A 24086-nucleotide genomic window follows, 5' to 3' on the forward strand; every position below is an offset into this window, starting at 1 on the left:
GCGCGCATGCGGGTTCTGATCATCGGAGTCGGCACGCGTGGGGACGTGGCGCCGTACACGGGGCTGGGGATGCGGTTACGCGAGGCCACGCACGGGCCGTACGCGGAGCCGGTGACCGATGCAGGCATCCATCGGATCATGACGCCGGGCACATCGTTGGCCTGGCACAGCCATCTGGTCTGGTGGTCCAGGCGCTGGTCGGGTTGGAGGTGAGGCCCGGCAGGTGTATGAGTCCACGCTGGACCTACCCGAACGCAACGGGGCGTCCGCCGATCCCGGACGAACTGCGTGAGCTGGTCATCCGGCCGGTCAGAGAGAACCCACGATGGGGGCACCGGAACGCTCGTATGGGCCCACGAAGGCCATGCTCCCCGCACGCGGCCTGGAATTCCCGTACCTACGGCGAGCCGCCACCCCGTTGATCACCGGGGGGGATCGAGTGGCGAGCCGAGACAGACCGAGTACGCAGAAGGGGGCGCTACCGCTGATTTCTGCGTGCAGCCCGCTCAGGTCAGGTCGAGCCCGGCGAGTTGGGCTCTGCCGGTCACGTTGAGCTTGGGAAAGGCTCGGTAGAGGTGATAGCTGACGGTCTTGGGGCTGAGGAAGAGCTGGGCGCCGATTTCCTTGTTGGTCCGCCCTGCCGCGGCCAGGCGCACGATCTGCAGTTCCTGGGGTGACAGGGCCGGCAGGCCGTCGCCGGCACCGACGGCCAGAGTGGTGTCGCCGGCGGCGCGGAGCTCGTTTCGGGCGCGTTCGGCCCACGGACGGGCGTCGAGGCGTTGGAAGATCTCGAGCGCGGCACGGAGCTGGACGCGGGCGGCTCTCTTGTTTCGTTCCCTGCGCAGGCGCTCGCCGTACAGGAGCGCGGTGCGTGCCGACTCCCAGGGGCGCCCGCCGTGGGAGTGCAGCCGTACGGCAGTGTGGAAGAGACTCTCCGCACGGTCGCTGTCGGGTTCCAGCAGAGCCCGGCAACGGTGCAGGACGGCTTGCGCCCACGCCAGACCGGAGGCCTGCGCCCAGGCCTCATAGCGGCGCAGCGGCTCATAGGCCGGCAAGCCGAGGTGGGCGGCGGCTTCGATCTGGTCGGGGGCGAAGTGGACGGCCTGGTACTGATGGCGTACGGGACCGGCCATTGCCGCATCGAGCCGGTCCAGCGCCTCGGCGAGCCGGCCCTGCCCCAGGTCGAGCAGAGCCTGAGCCCACTGCGCCCAGGCCAGGCCGTTGACGATGCCGTTGGCGTCGTACTGCTCCAGGGAGCCGCCGGCCAGCTCGGTGCATCGGCCGACGTCGCCGCGGGCGGCGGCGATCCAGGCGAGCATGCCCTGCATGCAACCGGCCCGGCTGTGCCGTCCCGTCTCAGTGGTCAGGTGCAGCCCTTCGCTTGCGGTGGCGATGGCGTCGGTGAATCTGCCGAGGAAGATCTCGCTGGTGGCCAGCGTGATGTGGAGCACCGCGAGCTTGCTGATCTCGCCGGCCGTCCGGCATTCGTCGGCGGCGGCGCGGGCGATCTCCCACGCGGTCTGGAAGTCGCCGGTCTGGAGCGCGAAGTAGGCGGCGTTGATGCGGCGCGAGTGCATGCCCGGGGTGATCCGGCTGCTGTTGGCCACCAGCTCCCGCATGACGGGCAGCGCGGTGGCGGGCCCGTCGGTCAGCAGCATCGCCGTGCTGAGGGCGGTCTGTCGGGCCAGGTCGAGATCGTCCTGCGGGCGCAGGTCCAGCCTGCTCAGCCGGGTGGCGGCTGCCACGATGCCGTCCGCGTCGCCGAGACGGTGCGCGTTGCGTGCCGCCTCGACCAGCATCAGTCCTGCGGCGGCACGGTCGTCGTCGGCCACGTCGGCGGCGCCGTTGAGCAGCAGTTCGTGCGCGAGACGCGGTGCGCCCTGGCCGAAGGCGATCCTGGCCCGCAGCGTGGGAAGGGTGGCACGGGCCGACGCGTCCGGCACCAGGCCGGTGGCGGCATCGAGGAGCTGTTGGGCCCGGTGCAGCTGTCCCTCCTCGGTGGCGTCCACGGCGGCTGCGAGCAGCCGCCGTCCCTTGAGTTCCGGATCCTCGCTCAGCTCGGCTGCCCGCTCGAACGCGGCGCAGGCGCTGACGTTCGCGCCTCGCTCTCTGGCCCGGTGAGCTGTCTCCTCCAGGGCTCGTGCCACGCTCTCGTCCAGGCCCGTCGCGGCGGCCGCCAGATGCCAGGCACGCCGGTCCGGATCATCGACCAGCAGGCGAGCCAGGACCGCGTGTACCTCCAGGCGCTGATCGTACGTGCTGAGCTGGAAGGCCGCGGCGCGCATGAGCGGGTGTCGGAATGCCGCCTGCCGGCCGGCGATCCTGATCAGGCCGGCGAGTTCGGCCGCTCCCAGAGCCGCGGGCTCGATGCCGAGTCCGGCACAGGCGTTGGTGATCCTGTCCAGGTCGCCGTCGTCGACGAGGGCGGTGACCAGCAATGCGGTCTGAGCGGGCCGCGGCAGCCGGCCGATGCGGTCGGCATAGGCCAAGCGCAGCCGTTCCGGCAATGGCAACGGGCTGTGGTCATAGGCCGGCACGTCGGCGGTGCGCGGCAGCTCGCGCAGGGCGAGCGGGTTTCCAGCGCTCTCCTGGAGAATCCGCCGGCGCGCCGGTCCGGCCAGTTCCGGGGCTACGTCGGCGAGCACCTGGGCGGCGCTCTGGTCGTCCAGGCCGCCCAGTCGCCGTTCCGGCAGGCCCGCCGGGTCGAAGCCGTCGCGCGCACCGAACACGATCACGACTCCTTCCGCGTGCAGGCGGTGCGCGGCGAAGCACAACGCGCGCGCGGAAGCCTCGTCCAGCCAGTGGGCGTCGTCGACCAGGCACAGCAGCGGCCGGTCCTCGGCCAGCTCCGCCAGCAGCGACAAGACGGCGACGCCCACGTGAAAGCGGTCGTCGGTCCTGGTGGGCGCCAGCCCCAGCGCGCCCGCGAGCGCCACCGCCTGGGGCTCGGGCAACGCGTCCAGGCAGTCGAGCCGGCCGCGCAGGAGCAGGTGGAGGGAGGCGTACGGCAGGTCGGCCTCGGTCTCGATACCCAGACCGCGCAACACGGTCATGTCGTGCGCGCGTTCCCCGGCGTAGGACAGGAGCGAGGTCTTGCCGATCCCCGGCTCGCCCTTGAACACCAGAACGCCGGAACGTCCGGCGCGCGCCTGGTCGAGCAGCACGTCAATGGCCTGCTGATCAGGCTCCCGCCCCCGAAGCATGGGACGAATCCTAGTCGTTTGTCCGGTACCGCCCAGATGTTGGCGTGCCTAGTGTCGTCGTCCATGAATCCCATGCAAGCGGTCGACCTGAGCTCGGTCACCAAACACCACGCCCACGGCGTGACGGCGCTCGACGACGTGTCTATCGTGTTCGGCGCCGGTACGTTCACCGCCGTCATGGGGCCTTCGGGGTCCGGTAAGTCGACGTTGCTGCAGTGCGCCGCCGGGCTGGACCGGCCGACCTCCGGCCGAGTGGTCGTCGACGGGCGGGACCTGGCCACGCTCGGCGACAGGAAGCTGACGCTGCTGCGGCGCGATCGGATCGGGTTCGTCTTCCAGTCCTTCAACCTGCTGCCCTCGCTCACCGCCGCCCAGAATGTCGCGCTGCCGCTGCGCCTGGCCGGCCGCCGGCCCGACACCCGACAGGTACGCCAGAGCCTGGCCTCCGTAGGCCTGGCCGAGCGCATGCACCACCGGCCCGCCGAGATGTCCGGCGGCCAGCAGCAGCGCGTCGCCATCGCCCGCGCTCTGATCACCAGGCCGGCCGTACTGTTCGCCGACGAGCCCACCGGTGCTCTGGACACCGGCACCAGCCGTGACGTGCTGCGGCTGATGCGGGACCTGGTCGACAGGCAGGCTCAGACGATCATCATGGTCACTCACGATCCCGTGGCCGCGTCCTACGCCGACCGCGTGGTGTTCCTGGCCGACGGCCGGGTGTTCGGCGAACTGCGGGATCCGAGCGCCGAGCAGGTCGCGACCAAGATGTTGCAGTTGGAGGCGTCATGCTGAGCATCGCCTGGTCCACCCTGCGTACCCGATCGTTGTCCTTCGTCGGCACCTTTCTCGCCCTGGCGCTCGGCGCGGCCCTGATGGCCGCGCTCGGCCAGGTGCTGGCCTCCAGCCTGTCCTCGCCGGACCGCGTGCCGCAGCGGTACGCCGCCGCCCCCGTCGTGGTGGCGCCCGATGAGCGGCTTACCCTCAGCAGCCCGTACGGCGAGAGCAGCGCGCCGCTGGCCCAGCCACGCGGCCTGGCGCCTGAACTGGCCGACCGGCTGCCCGGGGCCGTGATCGACCGGATCTTCCCCGCGCAGCTCGTGGAAGGGCCGTCCGCCGTGGGCCGTCCCTGGTCCGCCGCCCGTACGGCGCCACAGCGGTTGGTGGCCGGCAGGGCGCCCGCCGGGGAGGGCGAGATCGTCGTCACCGCCGGGGCCCGTGCCGGTCAGCGCGTCCGGGTGGTGACCACCGCGGGGACCAGGACGTACCAGGTGGTGGGGCTGGCCTCGGCGACTTCACAGCCCACGGTGTTCTTCGCCGACGAGCACGCCGCCCGGCTGTCGCCGCGCATCGACGCGCTCGCCCTCTGGCGTCCCGTCGCGGAAGTGCGCGCCGCGTTGGGCCAGGCGGCCGTGCCCCGTTCGGCTCAGCAGGACACACCGCAGGTCTCCAGCCGGGCGATGGTCCTGACCGGTCAGGATCGGGCGCTGCTCGATCCGACCCGCGAAGCGGACGAGCAGGCACGGAACAACGCCAACACGATCATCGGCATCGCCGCCGGTTTCGCCGGATTCATCGCCATCTTCGTGGTCTCCTCCACCTTCGCCTTCGCGGTCGGTCAACGGCAGCGGGAGTTCGCCCTGCTCCGTACCATCGGTGCGACCAGCGGCCAGGTCAGACGCATGGTGTACGGCGAGGCGCTCCTGATCGCGGTCGCCGCCTCCGTGCTCGGCGCGGTGCTCGGCCCGCTGGGTGCCCAGCCGATCCTGCACTGGCTGATCTCGCTCGGGATGGCGCCCGCTTGGCTCACGCCGTCCACCTCGCCCGTGCCGTCCTTCGTGGCCTTCGCCGTCGGGCTGCTGGTCGCCGTGCTCGGCGTGGTCGCCGCCGCCTGGCGCGCCGCCCGGGTACGGCCGGCGGAGGCACTGCGCACTGCTGCGGTGGAACCGAAGGCCATGACGATCGGACGCTGGGTCGCCGGAGGCGGCCTGCTGGCCACCGCGGTCGTCAGCATGACCGTCAACGCCGTCAGTGACCCGGACGGTGCGACCAACAACAAGACGTTCATGCCCGTCGTCATGCTGCTCATCGCCGCTGTCGGGCTGCTCGCCCCGGTCTTCGTCCGCCCGGTCACTGCGCTGCTGGCCGCTCCTCTCGGCCGCTTTCGTGGTGCGGGCGCGCTGGTGGTCGCGGCGTGGGCGGGCGCCTCGGCGCGGCGTACCGCCGCCGTCGCCGCACCGGTCATGGTCACCGTGGCCCTGGCCGCGACCCTGCTCGGAGCCACCGCGATGACCGACGCCACGAAGGCGGCGATGCAGACCACTCCCGTCCGAGCCGACTACGTGGTGGTGCCCACCGGCGCGGTCGGGCTCGACCGGCAACTCCTCGACCGCCTGCGTGACGTGTCCGGCGCCGATGTCGCCACCGTCACCTCGACCAGCCTCTACACACTGGAGGGGGCGGGCACGCAGCTGGTCAGGCGGGCCGCCGAGGCCGTGAACCCAGCCGCACTCACCAGCACCCTGTCGGTCCCCGTCACCGCAGGATCGCTCGCGAAGCTGGGGGACGACACGATCGCCGTCTCGCCCACCTGGGAGCTGAACCTGGGGCAGCGCGTGAGGATGTGGCGGGCCGACGGCAGCCAGGCCACCCTGACAGTCGTCGCGCTGCTCGGCGCCGGCTCACCCGCCGACGCCTACCTCGCCTCGGCCCACGCCCTGTCCGCCCCGCCGTCGGTCGCGTACGTGAAACTGCGCCCCGGCGCCTCTGCCACCGAGGTCCGGCAGGCACTGCAACGGGCCACCGACGGGCACAACGCTCGTGCCCTGACCAAAGCCGCCTGGGCCACCGCCACCAACGACCGTCAGACCTCCGCCAGCCGCCTCGGCCTGTTGGTGGTGCTCGGCATCATGCTGAGCTACACCGTGATCGCCCTGGTCAACACGCTGCTGATGGCGGCCCCGGACCGAGTCGGCGAACACGCCGCCCTGCGCCTGCTCGGTGCGGCCAAGGCTCAGGTGCTGAGGTACGTCATGGCCGAGGCGCTGCTGGTGGTGGCAGTGGGCGTGGTCCTGGCCGCCGTCGCGACCGGGCTCGGACTGCTCGGGCTGTACGCTGCGCTGGCGCAACTCTCCGGGCCCGTGGCCATCGACGTCCCCTGGCAACCGGTCACCGGGCTGATCGGCCTCTGCAGTGTCCTCGCGGTGCTGACGGCCGTACTGCCCGCGACCCGGACCAGGACAGTGGCGACTCCCCGAGGCTGAGCCGCTGCGGCGCGGAACGCGGCACCGGGACGGGGCCCGCCACCAGCTGTTTGTAATGACTTTGTAGCGGCTGTGTAGGGGGTCTCTGGCAGCGGCTCCCAGTCTTGATCGCAGAGGGCGCGATCGGTGCGCCCCCTGAGGAACTGGGAGTTCGTCATGGTCAAGACCACCCGTCGTTACGCGAAGTACGCCGTCAGCACCCTGTCCAGCGCCATCTTCGGTCTGCAGGTCTGACGAACAGCGAGTGATCCCCCGGGAGCCCGCTCCCGGGGGACACCACGACGGGAGGAAAGCGGCGTGTTCGGCACCGCGGTACGCCAGCTCGGCTACGCCTGGTCGATGATGTCGGGGCGCAGGTTCCGGCTGCGGGACGTCTACACGCTGGTCGACGACATGCGCGAGACGCTGGAGACGTTCGGCTCGCCCGGCGAGGGCGCCGACGACCTGATCGCGGGCAACGACCCCGAGCTCCAGGAGGACCTCACCCGGCGGCGGCTGCGGCGCACGGTGGCCCACGCGGCGGCGGAGAGCCCTTACTACCGGCGGTGGTTCGCGGAGCACGGCGTGGACCCGGCCTCGATCACCCCGCAGACCCTGGCCTCGATCGCCCCCACCTCCAAGGCCGACCTGCGCGGCAGGCCGGCGGCGTTCGTCTCCGACCTGGCCAAGCCATCCGTGCTCGCGCACACGACGGGCACGACGGGCACGCCCACGCTCGTGTGGTTCTCCGCCTACGAGATCGAGCTGCTGTCGTGCCTGTCGGCGCTCTCGCTCATGATGTCCGGGAACGTGCGCACGGACGACGTGTGGGCCAACGCGAGCAGCTCGCGGTCCGTTGCGCAGATCCTCACCGAACGGGCCGTCACCCGTACCGGGGCCGTGTTCGCCCATCTGGGCACCATCGACCCGGCCGCCACGCTCGACCGGCTGGCCACTCCGCTGCACGTGCCGGGCAAGCGCGCGCAGATGTCTCACCTCAACGTGCCGGCCTCCCACCTCGCGGCGCTCGTCCAGGAGGCCGAGCGGGGCGGCTGGCGGGCCGCCGACTTCGCGCTGACCACCATCTGGTCCGGCGGCGAGGTCCTCACCGACGCGCTGCGCGAGCGGGCGGAGCACGCGTTCGGGGCCGAGGTCCGCGACGGGTACGGCATGACCGAGATCGCCCCGGTGTCCGGCCGCGTCTGCCCCGACGGTCATCTGCACCTGTCCGCCGACCAGGGCCTGGTCGAGATACTCGGCCCCGAGACCCTGGCCCCCGCCGCTCCCGGCGAGATCGGCACGATCGTCGTGACGCCGTACTCCACGTTTCGCGACACGACGCTCCTGCTCAGGTACGTCACCGGCGACCTCGTCCAGGTTCTGGCCGAGGCCCCGACGTGCGCCCTCGCCGCCCTGCCCGCCACCTCGCGGGTGCTCGGCCGCCGGTCGCCCGGCGGGCTGACCACGCGTGACGTGCTGGACCTGCTGCAGGCCGAGCACGCGCTGCCGCTGCCCACCCGCTACGCCCTGGAGGGCACCATCCTGTACGTCGTCGCGGGCAAGGCCGAGCAGGGCCTGCTCGGCCGGCTGGAGGAGCGCGCCCACGGGCTGCCCCTGACCGGCATCGTTCTGGTCGAGACCGCCGAGGACCTGCCCACGCCCTGCCGGCTGCGCACGGACCTGCTGGAGATCAGCTTCGAGCGAGGACTGTGATGACCCCGTACGTGCTCGCCCTGTACGCCCTCGTCGCTCTGGCCGTCGCGCTCACCGCCGCGTACCTGCGCCGTTACGTCATGCCCAGACCGCCGGTCGGCCGGATGGTGGGTGCGGACATCGCGGTCATGGTGGTGACGCTGGTCGTGATGCCGTTCGCGTACCTGCACCTGCCCACGGGCGTCGTCGTGTCGATCTTCGGGCTTGTGGTCCTGACGTTGACCCAGCTCACCCTCGCCCCCGTGCTGGGCGGCCGGTGGGGCATGATCGCCGCCCTGCTCCTGTGCGCCGCCGACGTCACCGCCTTCGCGCTGGGATGGCCGGCCGCGCTCCTGGTGATCAACGACGCCCTGCTGATCCTGCTCGTCGTCGGCGTGGTGAACATGTGGGTGCAGGCGGCGATCACGCCCGCGCAGGTGGCCGCCCTGGCCGCCGCCCTCACCCTGTACGACACGCTGGCCACCGGGCTGACGTCGCTCACCGCCGACTTCGTCCAGCGGATGCAGGGGCTGCCGTTCGCGCCCGTGCTGGCCTCCTCCTACGGCGACGATCCCGCCCTCATCGGGCTCGGCGACTGCCTGATGTTGTCGATCTGGCCGGTGGTGGCGCTGCGGGCGTACGGGAAGGCGGCCGCGTGGTGCGCCGCCGGTCTGGAGGCCGTCCTGCTGGCTCTGTCCATCGCCTTCGTCCTGTCCCATGGCCGGCTGCTGCCGCTGCTGACCGTGCTCGGGCCGCTGATCGTCGTGCAGTGGCTGTACTGGCGGCGGTGGCAGGCCCGCCGGACGCCCGCCCCGGCCCGGCCGGAGGTGAACCGGGCGCTGGAGGTGGCCGACGCGCCCGCCGGGATGTGGGCCGCCCTGTCGCCCGAGGGCGTGCTGGTCGCCGAGGGCGCCACACCGGGGCTGGCGCGAAAGGAGGCCAGGCTGGCGGGAACGCAGGGCGTGCCGGTCGTGTGGCGGCTCGGCGAATAGCGTGGGTCAGGGCGTCAGGAACGCGGCCACCTCCCGTCCCTCCGCCGCGTCGCCGAACAGGGCGAGGGAGCCGCGCCACGCCGCCACCGCCTCCTCGTGCCGCCCCAGCAGGGCGTAGGCCCGGCCCAGCTCCCTGAGAATGCGGGCTCGCCACACCGAAGGCCCGTCGCCGCCGAGCCGTTCCAGCGCGGTCCGCAGGTCCGCCACCGCCCGGTGGGGCTCGCCCTGGCGCAGGTGCACGACGCCGAGCGTGTGCCCGGCCAGCGCCTCGCCGAGGGTGTCGCCGCTCACCACGAACAGCCGCAGGCTCGCCGCCAGTGTCTCGGTCGCCTCGTCGAAGCGGCCCAGCGCACCCAGTGCCTCCCCCAGCCGGCGCAGCGCCTTGCTCGTCTCGGCGCGATCGCCGAGCGCCTGCGCCGTCAGCAGGCCCTCCCGGTAGCGGACGACGGCCTCCGCCGTCTCGCCCCGCTGGTGGAGGGCGGTGCCGAGGCCGCGCAGCAGGTTGCCGCGGATGGCGTAGTCGTCCTTCTCGGTCACCTCCAGCCGCGCCCTGGCGATCTCCACGGCCCGCCCGTGCTCACCGCGCTCGACGTGGATCCAGACAGGCCAGGTCCACGCGTACGCCAGCCCGGCGGCGTCGCCGTGAGCCGCCATCAGGTCGAGGCAGGCGTACGCGTCGGCCAGCGCCTCGTCCAAATGGCCGATGCCGTGCCGCGCGGCGGCCCTGACGATCAGCGCGTACGCCGCTCCATGCCTGTCGCCGGCGCGGCCGAACTCCGCCAGAAGCACGCCGCACATGGCCTCGGCCGACGGGAACCGACCCCATTCGATCTCCACGGTGGCCAGCAGCAGCCGGGCCCGCAGCGCGGCGCGCCCATCGCCCAGCCCGATCACGATCCGCTGGACCCGCTCGGCGTCGGCCAGGAACCGATCCATGATCAAATAGCTGGTGAGGTGGTGCCCCAGCTCGGCCGCCACGTCGTTCAGGCCCAGCTCGGCGGCGGTGCTGAGGGCGAGCATCAGCGTACGGCGCTCGGCCGCCAGCCACATCTCGCTCACCCGTACGTCGGGCGCCGGCCCCTCCTCCGGCTCGCGCTCGTACGGCGGGGCCAGCAGGATCGGCAGGCGGCGCGTGGCGGCCCGGGTACGCCGCAGGCATTCCAGGACGTGCCAGGTGAGCGCCGCACGCCGCCCCTCGGGGGTCTCCTCCGCCTGCGCCCGTTCCCGCGCGTACACCCGCAGCAGGTCGTGCAGCCGGTAGCGGGGCTGTCCGGCCCCGTCCACCTCGGTCGAGGTGAGCATGCCCCGCGCGACCAGCGTCTCCAGCGCCGCATCCGCCTCCAGCGCGAGCTTGTCCGCGTCCGCCTCCAGCACGGCCGCCCCCGGCTCGTGCGCATCGGCCTCCAGCGCGGCCGCCCCCGGCTTGTCCGCATCGCCGTCCGAGCCAGGCGGTCCGGCGGGCGCCGCGTCCGTTTCCGTGGCGGGTCGTCTGAGGAGGGCCGCGACCGACCACTCCGCCACGCTGTCCAGCCCGGCCAGGCCCAGCAGCCGGAACGCGCGCCTGGCCGGATCCGGCAGCGCCGCGTAGCTCGGCTCGAACGTCGCGCGCACGTCCAGCCCGCCGACGACCAGCTCGTCCAGGCCCCGTCCGGCCAGCCGGGTGGCGAACTCGCTGACCGGCCAGACCGGCCGGGTGGCCAGGCGGGCTCCCGCGACCCGGATGGCCAGCGGCAACCGGCCGCAGGAACGCAGGATCTGCTCGGCCGCGCCGGGCGCCGAACCGATGCGGTCCGGACCCGCCACGCGTTCCAGCAGGAGCCTGGCGTCCTTCTCGTCAGGGAGGTCGAGCGTGAGCCGTACGGCACCTTCCAGGGCGGGCAGCGGAGAGCGGGAGGTCACCAGGACGGCGCCGCGTGCGGTGCCCGGCAGCAGATGGCGGAGCTGGTCCTCCTCGACGGCGTCGTCCAGCACGAGGAGCACCGCCCAGTCGGCCAGCCGCTGACGCAGCAGTGCCGCGCGTTCCTCGACCGGGACGGGGATGAGCGCGCCGTCGAGGCCGAGCGAGCGCAGCAGCACGTCCAGCAGCTCGCCGGGCTCCCGGGGACCGCGCGCGTCCCGTCCGAGCCGGACGAAGAGCTGCCCGTCGGGATAGTCGGCTCGTAACAGGTGCGCCAGTCGTACGGCGAGCGTGGTCTTGCCCACCCCGGGCAGACCGGACACGACCACGATGGGCGGACCGAGCCGATCCGCGCCCGCCCGCAGCAGCCCCAGCAGCTCGGCTATCTCTCCCGCACGCCCGACGAAGTCCGCGGTATCGCCGGGTAACTGGCACAGCCCCCGGAACGCCATCGGCCGCGCGCCCGCTTCGACGTCCGCGGAAGGCGGCATGCCCTGCCGGTCGGCGTCTGCGGCCGGCGGCGGCGAATGACGACCGCCCTCTCCTGTCGGTGGCGGCGAGTGGCGCCCGGCCTCTCCGGCCGGTGGCGAGTGATGATCGGCCTCGCCGGGGAGCAGCGGCGAACGGCGATCGGCGTCGCCGGAGAGCAGCGCGGCGTGCAGGCGGCGCAGTTCCGGGCCCGGCTCGATGCCCAGCTCGGCCACCAGCAGCTCACGCGCCTCGCGGAAGGCGTCGAGGGCCTCGTCCCGCCGCCCGCTGCGGTGCAGGGCGACCACGAGCTGCTCTCGCAACCGCTCACGCAGCGGGTGGGCGGCGACGAGGGTACGCAGTTCGGCGGCGAGCCCGTCGTGGCCGAGCGCGAGCCGTACGTCGATCCACTCCGATCTGGCCACCGCCAGCTGCTCCTCCAGCTCGGTGATCCGCGGCGCCACGGCCCCGCTGAGCGGTACGTCCTCGGCCGGGGTTCCGCGCCACAACGCGACCGCGGCCGCGTACTCCCGTTCGGCCGCCACCAGGTCGCCGTTCGCCCGTGTCCTGCGCGCCCGGCGTACGCCCTCCTCGAACACCAGCAGGTCCAGACGCTCCGGCGGGACCTCGCAGGCGTACCCCGACCCCTCGGTCCCCAGCCACAGGCCGCTGCCCTCCAGGGAGCGGCGGAGCTGATGGACGTAGGTCTGGACGTTGGACAGTGCCGAGCGGGGCGGGTCGTCCCAGAGGGCGCCGATCAGGCGTTCGGTGGAAACGGTCGCGTTCGGGTGGAGCAGCAGGACCCCGATCACGGCCCGCTGCTTCCGGCTGAGACGGATCCGGCCGCCGGGACCATTGAGGCGAATGGTGCCCAGGATCGCGAAGTCCACCGGTCCTCCCTCGTGCGTGATCGGATGATCAGCTTTCCGGAAGGCAGTACACCTCTGGTGACACCCATTTGACAAACGCGGCAAAGCCGGACGATCAGCGACGGCCGGTGTCGGGTGCCATCAGCCGTGATCGGCCCAGGGGAACAATGGAACAGCGGTTGGCTCTACCCGGGAGTAACCAGTTCGAGCTGGTAGCCCGCTCAGGGTTTCGGTCGCGGGTGAGCGCAAGGCTCTGAGACCAGAATGGCGGACACTCCGACGCGGCGTCCTCCTCCCAACCGTCAAGTAGACCGATCGGTACAGGCCGCGCAGGGTCCGCGCCGGACAGCGCGGAGACCGAGGTCCCGGCCGGCGGAGGTGCCCATGGCCGCGAACGCCGGCCACCAGATGGACGGCGGCCGCGGGCCCGCGTTCTTCGCTCATGGCAGAGGTCTTCCATCGAGCCTGGCCGAGGCCTCGCCGAACACCGCCTGGCCGGCCTGGGCGAGGAAGTCGCCGGGAAAGCCCAGGGTGAAGTCGGTGGCCGCCTCCAGGCGTCGTACGGCGTGGTCGGGCAGGGTGAGGTCCAGGGCGCCGAGGGTCTCTTGGAGTTGCGCCGCGTTCCTGGCGCCCAGGATCGGGTGCACGGCGGACGATCGCGCCCGGGTCCAGGCGATGGCCACCTGCGCGGAGGTGGCGCCGAGTTCGTCGGCGACCTCCCGTACGGCCTGGGCGACGGCGTGCTCGCGGGCTCCGAGGGAGCGCGGGCTGACCCGCGTGCCGGCTTGCGGCCCACCGGCGGAGGTGAACTTGCCCGACAGGACGCCGTGGGCAAGCGGTCCCCAGGCGGCGACCGTCAGGTCGAGCGCCTGGGCCATGGGCAGCAGCTCGCGTTCGATGTCCCGGTTGAGCAGGCTGTAAGGAGCCTGCAGGGCCGCGAACGGGGTCCAGCCGCGCCACTCGGCCAGGGTGTTGGCCTGCGCGATGACCCACGCCGGCGCGTCGGACATGCCGATATGGAGGATCTTCCCGGCGCGGACGGCGTCGTCCAGCGCCCGCATGGTCTCCTGGATCGGGGTGTGCCGGTCCCACAGATTGACCCAGTACAGGTCGAGATAGTCGGTACGCAACCGGCGCAGGCTGGCTTCCAGGGACAGGGTGAGGTTCTTGCGGTGACTGCCCGCGGCGTTGGGATCACTGCCGTCGCGTGCGACGGTGTACTTGCTGGCCAGCACGAACCTGTCACGGCGGCCGGTCAGCAGTTCGCCGAGGATGGTCTCGCTGCGCCCGCCCGAGTAGAAGTTCGCGGTGTCGATGAGGTTGCCGCCGGCCTCGCCGTACAGGTCCACGATGCGGCGGGCCTCCTGGGGCGAGGCGCCGATCTCTTCCTCGCCGAAGGTCATCGCGCCGAGGAAGACCTCCGAGACCCGCAGTCCGGTACGGCCCAGCAGCCGGTATCGCATGCTCATGCGCTCACCGCCTGACCGGTTTCCTGGCGCAGCGGCTGCAGCGCCCGGGACCAGGCGATGACCTCGTCGAGCAACTCGTTCAGGGCCGGCTCCTGGTGTGGGCCGGGGGCGAGGGTGCCGGGCTCGGCCGGGTCGGTGATCTCGAAGTCGGTGAAGGCCGACAGCGCGACCTGAGTGCGCACGTTGGCGACCTGGAGTTCGGTCATGACGTGCCGCAGGTGCTCCACGGCGCGCACGCCGCCGTGGACGCCGTGGCTGACGAACCCGGCGGCCTTGTTGTTCCACTCGGCGAACAGGAAGTCGATGGCGTTCTTCAGCGCGGCCGGGGCCGAGTGGTTGTACTCGGGGGTGACGAACACGAACCCGTCGAAGGAGGCGATGGTCTCGGCCCACCGGTTGGTGTGCGGGTGACGGTAGTCGCCGAACAGGGCGGGCAGCGGCTCGTCCAGTACCGACAGGCCGCATTCGGCCAGGTCGACGACCTCGAAGGCGGCCTGTCCCGCCATGACGGCGGGGTGATGGGCGGCGACTTCGGCGACCCAGCGGGCCGCTACGGCGGTCCGGCGCCGCGGACGGGTGCTGCCGACGACAATGGCGATCCTGATCATGCGTGGCTCTCCTCACAAGATGCCGCCCGGGTGCGACACGAGGTAAAGTACAACGTGTATGGCAAAAATTACAACGCTCCTTGTAAAATTGCTGGAAGGCCCCATATGACCACGGAAGACAGCACGACACCCCGCCCTCACCGAGGGCCGACCGGCAAACGGCAGGCGATCCTGGACGGCGCCCTGACGGTGTTCGCCCGCGACGGATACACCCGCGCCAGCGTGGACGCGATCGCGTCCGAGGCAGGAGTGTCCACCCGGACCATCTACAACCACTTCACCGACAAGGCCGAACTGTTTCGCGTCGTGATCCAGGAAAGCGCCGAACAGGCCGCCGACATCCAGATCGCGATCATCGACCGCCACCTGCGCAAGGTCACCGACGTGGAGACCGACCTCATCGACTTCGGACGGGACTGGGTGACACCGAGGCCCGACAGCGCCGCCCACTTCTCCCTGGTCAGACAGATCAACGCCGAAGCGGACCACATCCCCAAGGAAGCCATCGACGCCTGGCAGGAGACCGGACCACGGCGGGTCCGCCGCGAACTGGCCGCCCACCTGCGTCGGTTGGCGAACCGAGGGATGCTCCGCATCGACGACCCCGACCGCGCGGCGCTACACCTGCTCCTGCTGGTCTCAGCCGGGTTGCCGGCGCATCACACCACCCTGTCCGCCGAGAAGATCACCGAGACGGTCACCGCGGGCGTCCACGCCTTCCTGTACGGTCACCTGCACCACAGCGGCACGCCCGGACACGAGTGACACCTGACTCGAATGGCGCGAAGACGGTGTGCAGCCGCTGACGCGAGCCGAAGAGGGCCTCTTGAGCAGAACTCGAGCCGGGATCGGGGTCCTCTGGCTGCCGACCTCAGGCTCCACGTCCCGAGGCTTGGCATGTACTTCGCGCTCGGTACTGGCATCAGCGCCCAGCAGCGCCTTGGCCTGCCGCCAGATGCGGTTGCCGTGCCGGTCGAACTGCAGCGTGGCGACCCGGTCGGCGGCCTCGCGGCGCCGCGTCTCCCGCACTGGGGATATCAAAACCGTCCGAATGCATGCCCTGTTGGCCTGTTCTGGTAGCGAAGGTGGACGACGTCGCGCCTCCGCTGGCCGAGATACCAGTCGGCGGCCTCGTCCGTGTCGATGGTCGCCCGCAGCATGCCCTTGCCGGTGGCGGGCACCTCGGCGAGGCTCTCTCCGCGAGGGGAGATGATCATGCTGGGGCAGTGCTGGTGAGGATCGGCGACGTTGGCCGCGAAGACAAACCGCTGGTTCTCTGCGGCCCGGCTGATCAGGTGGCTTCGCCAAACTCCAGCCGGCTCGGTGAGGTTGGCGGCGTGGGTGAGGTAGATGAAAGCCTGTGCTCCTGCGTCGGCCAGGTACTGCCACTGTTCGGGAAAGCGGATCTCGCGGCAGAGCTGGACGCCGACGGTGAGAGGGCCGTTGGCCAGGTGAAGTTGGAGCGCGGGGAGCTCGGATCCGGCCTGCAGCAGGCCGCGCTCGTTCATCGCCAAATTGATCTTCCGATAGGTCCATCTGGTGCCGTGTGGCGAGAGGTAGAGGGCGGCGTTCCACCAGGCGCCGTGCTCGAACAGCAGCGAGCCGCAGAACAGGTGCACCGCTTTCGCACGCACCAACGTGGCGAGATCGTCGATGGCGCGGGCGAGCGTCGTGGGGTCGAGATGGTGGAGAACCGACAGGTCAGAGCCGTAACCCGACAGGGCGCCCTCCGGGAGCACAACGATCTCGTCCGGCTGGCTGTCGGCCAGGACCGCCGCGATGGTCGACAGATTCTCTGCGATGTCCCAGGTGATGGGGATCTGCGCGACCGTTATCGATGCTTTCATGAGTCCTTCCTTCGGCGGCTGACGCTGGCGGCGTAGGTCATCCAGTCGCCGGAGGCTGGTTGCCAGGCGACGGCGACGTCGATCTGGATGCCGAGCATGCGGGCGAGTCTGTCGGAGTCGAGGTCGCCGTGCACCGCGGTCACGGGATCTTGCCCTGCGTGGCAGTGGGGCATCCGTGACGACGGCTCGTTCGGCCAGGAGTCATCCCTGGTCGGGCTGTATGGGCCGTTTTCGGCGGAGACCGCAGCCGGCGGGGGGCTTGTCAGTGCTCATCGGGAAGCGTTCCGCTTCGGAGGAGGTGCTCATGGGCGTCGTGGAAGAGGACGAGCAGGCCGACGGCCAGGGCGCAGCCGTGAGGGCGGTGTGCTCGTCCTCGCCGGATCTGCCGGCCCTGGTGGTGCAGCACCACGGCGCCGTCCAGCAGCCGGGCGACGGCAACGCTCGCCTCGGGCAGCCTCACCCCGCGTACGCCGTCGCCGAGGTCGCCGCTGAGGTCAGCCGGCTCGGGGCAGCACCAGCCCGGCGGCAACCGGCGCGTCCGGTGCTCGGCCAGGGTCTGCTCCGCTCGCGCAGAGCGTCGTCGCGCGCCTGCTCGGCTGCGCCCGACGGGCTGTCGCCTTCATCAGCGGCCCACCCGTCAGCCGTCAGGCCAGTGCCCCCTCGAAGACCGCACGGTGCTCGTAGACGAAGTGGCGTTCCCGCCTGCTCCAGGCAATCCGGTCAGCCAGCACCTCCGGCGCAGCTGGAGCAGTCTCCGGATGCGTCGCAAGCTCCGCCCAGAAACGAACATTGCGCGATTGCCGCTCCAGGACGCAGTCCGTCAACGCGCGGCGCTCTGTCTCCCGCAGACCGTACGTGTCGGCGATGAGGCGCACCTGCGCCGCCTGGTCCTCCAGCGCCACGGCCTGTTTCGATGAGATGGACCAGGTCCAGGCCATGTACGCGACGTCTTCAAGGCGGCCCCCAGGAGCGGCCTGCTCGAAGTCGATGAACGCAACCGGCATTCCGTTCCGGAAGACCGCGTTGTTGGGGCCGGGAACTTCTCAGGGACGTCACCCGCGATATAGGTGAACATGTCTTTGCCGTCTACTGGGCCGAGATACCTCGGGGCGCCGACGAAGTTCTGTTGATCGAAGATTCTCAGAAGTGACGCCATGAATTCGGAGGAACCCGAGACGGGTCGCAAGACCGTATCGTGCCTGCGGAGGACTTCCGAGGCCATGCGTCCTCCGGTTAGTACAACCGCGCCATCAGACATGTCCGTCATTGTCGCCACTCCCCCACCTTGATCACCGCACGCGGTGTCTGCCTCTCCGCCACGGCGAATCGTCCGGCCGGAGAAGGTACATCAGTCATGAGCGGACTCTCTGCCCGTTCCATCGCGATGGGCGCTGTGTGACGTCATGACTGTTGCCGGCGCGACCTCGGCGCCCTCGACCGGGTCGTCAACGGTTGGGGAAACTGCGGGAGTGTGCGGCCCCGCCGGGAAGCTGGGGCCGCACCGCATTCGTCAGACGCGGGTCGAGGGGCTGTAGCCGTGGTAGCGGACAGTGTTGTTGAGGAACGCCCACACATGGGACCTGACCAGCGTGCCCACGGGGATGCTCGCGTAGCAGGTCGTCGAGTAGGTGTCCTTCGCCGTGCACGCGACGACCTGGACCCATTCGCCGCGGTAGTACTTCTCGATGCTGCCCCTGATGCGCCAGTTGCCGAGGTCGGTGAAGTCCTGGACCTTCAGGTACGTCTGCCCGCCGCTCGGGCCGAGGTGGGCCTCGCCGTAGACGCTTCCGCCGCCCACGGTGGTGGCGACCACGTAACCCGTCGCGGCTGACGCCTGCGCCGGGACGCTGGTCAGAGACAGGGCAAGGACGGACGCCGCGAGGGCGGGAAGCAGTTTCTTGATCTTCACGGGGGAATCATCCAGGGATAACCACCCATATGTCCATAGGTGGGTGATTAGTCCGTGGCGCGGCCCATCCTGGCCCACCGCTCGCGAACCTGTCCTCAGCCGCCAGGTAGCGGCATCAAGGACCAAGCTTAGGTTCGGGCCGTGCGCGCCTGAACCTTGGTGCAGGCGACCCCGGCGGCCGTCGAGCTGGACCACCGGAGCCGCTGGCGCGCGGCGAGGAGGCCACCCGCCGCTCCCGGGGCACACGCCCGAATGGACGCCCAGTGTGCACAAATCAGGGCCCGCCATGAGGACGGCACGTGCAGCGGCGGCATGGGCCGCTGAGGAGTAGGCGCGCGCCAGGCCCTGGGCAGGTCCGCCGCGCCAGCCGGGCCTCCACGGGCTGCAGCCCATGGTCATCGCGGCTGGAGGTCCGTATCGAAGCAGTGCTCCCAGCTTGACCGCCGGCACCGGATCGGTGGCCATCCGGTCTCTGCCAGTACCCGGTGTGCCGGTTCCTGGGCAAACTCCTCACCCGTCCTGCCTCGGGAAAACCTCGTAGCCGGGGGTGAGGACGCGGCCGGGGTCATACGCCCGCTTGGCGGCGGCGAGCCGGTCCCACACCGGACCGAAGTGGGCCTGCCAGTCGAGGGCGGACATGGGCAGGGCGCTGGCCGGGTTGAGCATGCCGCCCGCCGCGACGACCCGCTCATACACGGCGCGGTTACCGGCCACCATGGCGGCGACCATGTCGGCGGGGCCCGGTGTCGGATATCGCATGAGGTTCATCGCGAACGCCACCGGCTCCGCGGGGAGCCGGAACAGCGGGCTGCGTACGGCATTCGTCCGCAGCGGCAGGACCGAGACGACGCCGTGGTCGCCGGGGTCGCCGACGGTGAGCCCGGCGAGCGTCTCGGCCAGGACCGCACCCGCGCGGGACGCCCCGATGAAGGTGAACAGCCATGGGTGCGGGGAATCCCAGCGCCCGGCGTCGCGCAGGGCGTTCTCCAGGGGCGTGAACCGGTCGGTGTAGGTGCGGTAGTCGTGTGTGCCGATGGTCGCCTTCGCGCGGTCGTCGGCGAGTCCCGCGAGCATGGCGTCGTCGTCGGGCACCTCGCCGGAGAACAGCGCCGCCCCGTCGACGAGGTAGGTCCAGCCGCCTTCCCGGCCGGGGACGGCGCGGCCCTGGAGGTAGTCCCATCTGCCCTCGTCGAGGAGCAGGCGCTGGTCGGTGAGCATCGCGTCGAGGTCGGAGTAGAGGAGCTGGTACCTGCGGACGGACTCTGGCGCCGGCGTCAGTCGCAGGGTCGCCCGCGTGATGACGCCCACCTGGCCGAGTCCGGCGCGCACGGCGTCGAACAGGTCCGGGTGCTCGTCGGGTGAGCAGGTGCGGACGTGTCCGTCGCCGGTGACGACCTCGAGCGCGAGCACGGAGTCGCTCATGACGCCGTGCCGCCAGCTGGTGCCGCCGACGCCGCCGACGGTGACGGTGCCGCCGATCGTCAGGTCGAGGTACTCGGGGAGGACCGGTGGGGTGCGGCCGTCGCGGAGCGCGGCCGTGAGGACGTTGCGCCAGGTCGCGCCCGCGTCGACGACGATCCGGTCCGCGCCGACATGGTGGATCGTGTTGTGCCCGGACATGTCGACGACAACGCCGCGCTCGACCTGGGACCGGCCGTACACCGAGTGCCGCGCGCCCTGAACAGCGACCTGCCTGCCGGCGCCGGCCACCCACCGCACGACGGCGGCGACGTCGGCGACCGAGCCCGGGCGGAGCACCGCCTCGGGGACGGTGTGCACGACGTGACCGAAGTCCGCCGCGGCCCGCTCGCGGGTCGCCGGGTCACGCACGAGCTCGCCGTCGAGCGGGGGCTGGTCGAGGTCCTGGGGGTACCAGCGGAGTTCGACGGTGTTGCCGTCGGGGTCGCGGACGTAGATCGACTGGCCGTCGCCGCGGGCGCCCGAGCGGACAACCGGGCCCTGGACCACGTCGAGCACTCCGGCGTCGATGACCGCCGACCAGTCGAGCGGCGCCACGACCAGACAGATGTGGTCCACGTTGGACTCCCCGCGCGGACGTTCGACGAGGTCGATGATCGTGGCCGCGTCGATACGGACCGAAGGGAAGGAGACCTGGCCGCGGCGCCACTTGTCGACCCGCTCGGCCTCGAGGCCCAGGATGTCGCTGTAGAACCGCAGCGAGCGGTCGACGTCCTCGACGTTCAGGACGATGTGGTCCAGTGCCGTCACGCGGATCGCCCCGTTGTGCGTGCTGGTGTTCACGTGTGCCCCTCTCAGGCGTGCGCGGCGTCGCGGTGCGAGCTGAAGGCGGTCAGTAGTGCGGTCGCCGTCAGCGCGACGCCGAACCACACCGCGCCCGTGGTCCCGAAGCCGTCCGCGAACAGCCCGCCCAGCAGCGCGCCGAGCGCGATCGAGATGTTGTAGCCCATGGTGTTGAGCGACATGGCGGCCTCGAAGGTGTCCGGGGCCGCGGCGAGCATCATGTTGACCTGACAGAGGTTGGCGGCGCCGAAGGACAACCCCCATATCACCACGGCGACCGCCAGACCCGCCGGGCTGTCGCCGATCACCAGGAGTAGCAGCAGCGAGGCGACGAGCCCGGTGCAGGCGCCTACGAACGTCGCGCGCATGTTCTTGTTGACCGTGTGCCCGGCGACGAAGTTGCCGACCGCGCCGCCGACCCCGAAGACGATCAGCAGCCCGGTCACCCACGCCGCCGACGCCCCGGCACGCTGCTCCATGAAGGGGCGGATGAACGTGTACGCCCCGAAGTGCCCGAGCACGTACAGCGCGACGGTGATCATCACGACCCGCAGCCGCCCGTTCCGGATCGGCAGCGCGAACACCTCCCGCACCGGGATGGCGCTCTGGGACGGCAGCGACGGAAGCGTGAGCACGACGGCGAGGAGCACGGCCAGGCTCAGGCCGCTCCAGATGAGGAACGTGGTGCGCCAGTCGGTGAGGCTCTCGATGAGCGTGCCCAGCGGCATGCCCACGACGGTGGCGATCGACATGCCGGAGAGCACGACCGCGGCGGCCTTGCTGGCCTTCTCGCCGGGGACGAGCCGCATCGCCATGGCGACGCCGATCGCCCAGAACACGCCGTGTGCGAACCCGGTGACGAGCCGGGCGGCCAGGACGATCGGGAAGTTCGGCGACACGGCCGTGACGAGGTTGCCGAGTGCCATGATCACCAGCAGCATGGCGAGGAGAGCACGGCGGTTCACCGTACGGCTCCACGCGACCAGGAACGGCACCCCCACGCCCGCGGAGATGCCGTACAGCGTCACCATCATGCCCGCGAGGCTGACGGAGACGGACAGTCCCGCGCTGACCGGGGTGAGCAGCCCGACGGGCATCAGCTCGGTGGTGACGAAGACGAACAGGCTCGCGGTGATGGCCGCGACGCCCAGCCACGCCCGCAACCGTGAGCGTGATTCAGTACTGACAGTGGTCATGCGTGTCCTTACGAACATCCCCGCACGAGCGGGGAAGAGTGCGAGGTCAGGAGAAGCTGGGTTCGCGGTCGCGGCCGCGCTTCAGCTCGAAGAACCCGTCCGTCGCGGCGACGGTGACGACGCCGTCCCAGAGCGCGCCCGCGGCCTCGCCGCGCGGCGCCGGGGTGATGACGGGACCGAAGAAGGCGATCCGGTCGCCGGCGGGACCGGGAACGTGGATGACAGGGGTGCCCACCTCGCCGCCGACCGGAGCCATCCCCGCGTGGTGGCCGGCGCGCAACGCCGTGTCGTAGCGGGTGCCCTCCGCCGCGTCGACAAGCGTGTCCGGCAGGGCGACGGCACGCAGCGCGACGAGCATCATGTCCCGGCCCAGCCCGGCGCCCTCGAGATGAATCCGCGCTCCCATCGCCTCGTACAGCGGGCGCAGCACCGCTTCCCCGTACTGTTGCGCCGCGGCGACGCACACCCGCACCGGACCCCAGCCCTCGATCTGCGCCTGCCGGTACTTCTCCGGCACCTCCCGGTTCTCGTTGAGCACCGAGAGGCTCATGATGTGGAACCGTGTCCGCACGGGCCGGACCCGCTCGACCTCCAGCAGCCACCGCGACGTGATCCAGGCCCACGGACAGCGCGGATCGACCCAGACGTCGATCGCGGTCACTTTCTCTGGCGCATTGGCCATGACGATCCGTTCACCTCCGAAGTTCCGATGGTGGCCCTGCCACGACTCGAGTCTTGCGGCGCGCCGGCGATGAGTCCAACGCATTGTTGTCACTTCAGCGATGCCGATCCATCATTGATCCATGGAACTCCAGCAGATGCGTTACGTCCTCGCCGTCGCCGAGACGAACAGCTTCACCCGGGCGGCGGAGCAGTGCCTGGTCGTCCAGTCGGCGCTGAGCCGCCAGATCGCCAGCCTCGAACGAGAACTGGGCGCGCGGCTGTTCGAGCGCACCAGCCGCCACGTGCGCATCACCCCGGCCGGGAAGGCGTTCGTGGCCGCGGCCCGCGAGAGCCTCAACGCCGCGGAGCGGGCGGCCGCCGACGTCGCCGCGGTGACCGGCGAGGTGCGCGGCAGGCTCGCCCTCGGCCTCATCCCCACCGTGGCCGCCGTCGACATCCCCGACGCACTGAGCCGGTTCCGCGACAGATATCCCCAGGTCCAGCTGAACATCCGGGTCGGCGGCAGCGAAGAGCTCACCGAGCAGGTCAGACAGGGCAGGATCGAGGTCGCATTCCTCGGCTTGCCCACCAGCGCGCGACCGGTGGGCGTCAACGCCCGTGAACTCGCCCGGGACCGGCTGGTCGCCGTCGTCGCCCCCGACCACCCGCTGGTGGGCGAACCGGCCGTCGACCTCGCCCGGCTCTCTACCGAGACCTTCATCGACCTGCCCCCGCACTCGGCCGCGCGGGCGCAGTCGGACGAGGCGTTCGCCGCCGCGGGTCTGAGCCGTGAGGTCGCGTTCGAGGTCACCACCGCGGACTTCATGATGGCCCGGCTCGTGCGGAAGGGGCTGGCGATCGCGCTGCTGCCCTCGGCCTACGTCCCCCACCTGACCGGTCTGGCCACCATCGAGATCACCAACGCACCCATGCGCGTCGAGTACCTCATCTGGAGCGGCGTCGGACGTACCCCGGCGGCGATCGCGTTCCTCGACCTGCTGGACCTGCCGGACCGCTGACTCTCGGGGCTGCGGTGCAGGACGAACACTGCGCATGCCGATGGCTACATCCGCCAAGGTCATGGATGTGCTTCGCCTGGCCTACCTGACCGTCACGAACGCTTTCGCCGCGCTGCGATCACCACCCAAGGGCGATCGGGACACGGACGTGGAGCTTCTCGTCCTGCGTCACCAGATCACCGTCCTGGAACGCCGGCTCGGCGCTGACATCAGAGTGAGATGCGCACCTGAGGATCGGGCCTTTCTCGCCGCGCTAACAAGGCGCAGGATGAGAATGCGGATGGAGCGGACCGTGGGCGGGCGGCCCACTTCGGCCTGCGCACCCCACCGCAAATTGGGTCGCCCAGGCGATAAGGAACCTGGTGACGGACCTGGACCATGCGAGTTGTCGGGCGCGCTTTCTGCTCCGAGATCGGGGCGGGAAGTTCCCCGCCTTCAAGATCCTCACCGAGGCCGGCATCAAGACGGTGCCTCGGTACGTCCGGTGACAACGTCGCGCAATTCAATGGCAGGGCGATATCTATGGCTTTTTGCCGCCCGAGGGTTCGAGGGTGCGGCCGAATATCCGGGTTTCCACATCGTGTGGGCCGAAGGGATGGGTGGCAACGAGCTGGCCCGGCGGCTCGGCGCCGATCCGAACAATGCTCACCGGTGCGGCCTGGACCTGGCCGCGACCCCGCTCGCCGAGGTGCACGTCCCGGTGCGCATCCCCACGGGCTTCCACGGCAACCGGATCCCAGGCTGACCCAGGCC

General features: G+C 71.1%; 18 protein-coding genes and 1 pseudogene. 7 read left to right on the plus strand and 12 right to left on the minus strand.

What is annotated here, in order from left to right:
• Window positions 1–506 precede the first annotated feature (506 nt).
• Window positions 507–3203 (minus strand): helix-turn-helix transcriptional regulator, encoded by a 2697-nt coding sequence (locus ACNF49_RS39920; RefSeq protein ID WP_482940946.1) that lies wholly within the window; start codon window positions 3201–3203, stop codon window positions 507–509.
• Between the two features lie 63 nt (window positions 3204–3266).
• Between ACNF49_RS39920 and ACNF49_RS39925 the strand changes: the two genes are divergently transcribed.
• The 4 genes from ACNF49_RS39925 to ACNF49_RS39940 all read left to right on the plus strand — a co-directional run bounded on the left by ACNF49_RS39925 (window position 3267) and on the right by ACNF49_RS39940 (window position 9126).
• The gene (locus ACNF49_RS39925; RefSeq protein ID WP_482940947.1) at window positions 3267–3995 is read left to right on the plus strand and encodes an ABC transporter ATP-binding protein; all 729 of its coding nucleotides are present in this window, start codon (window positions 3267–3269) and stop codon (window positions 3993–3995) included.
• Window positions 3989–6463: an FtsX-like permease family protein gene (locus tag ACNF49_RS39930; protein WP_482940948.1), complete on the plus strand. Its 2475-nt coding sequence runs from the start codon at window positions 3989–3991 to the stop codon at window positions 6461–6463. Before ACNF49_RS39925 ends, ACNF49_RS39930 begins: the two co-directional genes overlap by 7 nt.
• Before the next feature lie 297 nt (window positions 6464–6760).
• Entirely contained in the window at window positions 6761–8155 is a 1395-nt protein-coding gene (locus ACNF49_RS39935; RefSeq protein WP_482940949.1) for a phenylacetate--CoA ligase family protein, read from the plus strand.
• Window positions 8155–9126, plus strand: a complete 972-nt coding sequence (locus tag ACNF49_RS39940) for a hypothetical protein (RefSeq protein ID WP_482940950.1) — start codon at window positions 8155–8157, stop codon at window positions 9124–9126. The genes ACNF49_RS39935 and ACNF49_RS39940 overlap by 1 nt, the downstream gene beginning before the upstream one ends.
• A gap of 6 nt (window positions 9127–9132) precedes the next feature.
• Here the strand turns inward: ACNF49_RS39940 and ACNF49_RS39945 are convergent, their stop codons facing one another.
• From ACNF49_RS39945 to ACNF49_RS39955, 3 genes are all read right to left on the minus strand, one after another.
• Entirely contained in the window at window positions 9133–12381 is a 3249-nt protein-coding gene (locus tag ACNF49_RS39945; RefSeq protein WP_482940951.1) for an AfsR/SARP family transcriptional regulator, read from the minus strand.
• A gap of 419 nt (window positions 12382–12800) precedes the next feature.
• Complete coding sequence (locus ACNF49_RS39950; RefSeq protein ID WP_482945646.1) at window positions 12801–13823, minus strand: aldo/keto reductase; 1023 nt, start codon at window positions 13821–13823, stop codon at window positions 12801–12803.
• 2 nt (window positions 13824–13825) lie between these two features.
• Window positions 13826–14437: an NADPH-dependent FMN reductase gene (locus ACNF49_RS39955; RefSeq protein ID WP_482940952.1), complete on the minus strand. Its 612-nt coding sequence runs from the start codon at window positions 14435–14437 to the stop codon at window positions 13826–13828.
• A gap of 30 nt (window positions 14438–14467) precedes the next feature.
• Between ACNF49_RS39955 and ACNF49_RS39960 the strand changes: the two genes are divergently transcribed.
• Window positions 14468–15202 (plus strand): TetR/AcrR family transcriptional regulator, encoded by a 735-nt coding sequence (locus tag ACNF49_RS39960; RefSeq protein WP_482940953.1) that lies wholly within the window; start codon window positions 14468–14470, stop codon window positions 15200–15202.
• A 272-nt stretch (window positions 15203–15474) separates the two neighbouring features.
• Here ACNF49_RS39960 and ACNF49_RS39965 read toward each other — a convergent pair whose 3' ends face one another.
• The 8 genes and pseudogenes from ACNF49_RS39965 to ACNF49_RS40000 all read right to left on the minus strand — a co-directional run bounded on the left by ACNF49_RS39965 (window position 15475) and on the right by ACNF49_RS40000 (window position 22333).
• The gene (locus tag ACNF49_RS39965; RefSeq protein WP_482940954.1) at window positions 15475–16284 is read right to left on the minus strand and encodes a carbon-nitrogen hydrolase family protein; all 810 of its coding nucleotides are present in this window, start codon (window positions 16282–16284) and stop codon (window positions 15475–15477) included.
• Window positions 16281–16427 carry a hypothetical protein gene (locus ACNF49_RS39970; RefSeq protein WP_482940955.1) on the minus strand — a complete coding sequence of 49 codons (147 nt, stop codon included), beginning with the start codon at window positions 16425–16427 and terminating at the stop codon, window positions 16281–16283. The genes ACNF49_RS39965 and ACNF49_RS39970 overlap by 4 nt, the downstream gene beginning before the upstream one ends.
• 119 nt (window positions 16428–16546) lie before the next feature.
• Window positions 16547–16813 carry a hypothetical protein gene (locus tag ACNF49_RS39975; RefSeq protein ID WP_482940956.1) on the minus strand — a complete coding sequence of 89 codons (267 nt, stop codon included), beginning with the start codon at window positions 16811–16813 and terminating at the stop codon, window positions 16547–16549.
• Window positions 16814–16928: 115 nt separating this feature from the next.
• Window positions 16929–17303: pseudogene (locus tag ACNF49_RS39980) on the minus strand (hypothetical protein); the annotation flags it as partial.
• A 491-nt stretch (window positions 17304–17794) separates the two neighbouring features.
• Window positions 17795–18193, minus strand: coding sequence for a hypothetical protein (locus tag ACNF49_RS39985; protein WP_357971482.1), 399 nt, complete (start codon window positions 18191–18193; stop codon window positions 17795–17797).
• A gap of 510 nt (window positions 18194–18703) precedes the next feature.
• Window positions 18704–20455 carry an FAD-binding protein gene (locus ACNF49_RS39990; RefSeq protein ID WP_482940958.1) on the minus strand — a complete coding sequence of 584 codons (1752 nt, stop codon included), beginning with the start codon at window positions 20453–20455 and terminating at the stop codon, window positions 18704–18706.
• Window positions 20456–20466: 11 nt separating this feature from the next.
• The gene (locus tag ACNF49_RS39995; protein WP_482940959.1) at window positions 20467–21651 is read right to left on the minus strand and encodes an MFS transporter; all 1185 of its coding nucleotides are present in this window, start codon (window positions 21649–21651) and stop codon (window positions 20467–20469) included.
• A gap of 46 nt (window positions 21652–21697) precedes the next feature.
• Entirely contained in the window at window positions 21698–22333 is a 636-nt protein-coding gene (locus tag ACNF49_RS40000) for a mycothiol-dependent nitroreductase Rv2466c family protein (protein ID WP_482940960.1), read from the minus strand.
• Window positions 22334–22454: 121 nt separating this feature from the next.
• Here ACNF49_RS40000 and ACNF49_RS40005 point away from each other — a divergent pair, with 121 nt between their 5' ends.
• On the plus strand, window positions 22455–23333 hold the full coding sequence (locus ACNF49_RS40005) for a LysR family transcriptional regulator (protein WP_357971486.1): 879 nt from the start codon (window positions 22455–22457) through the stop codon (window positions 23331–23333).
• Window positions 23334–23913: 580 nt separating this feature from the next.
• Complete coding sequence (locus ACNF49_RS40010; protein ID WP_482940961.1) at window positions 23914–24078, plus strand: hypothetical protein; 165 nt, start codon at window positions 23914–23916, stop codon at window positions 24076–24078.
• The last annotated feature ends 8 nt before the right edge of the window (window positions 24079–24086 follow it).

Source organism: Actinomadura sp. ATCC 39365, from assembly GCF_054392275.1.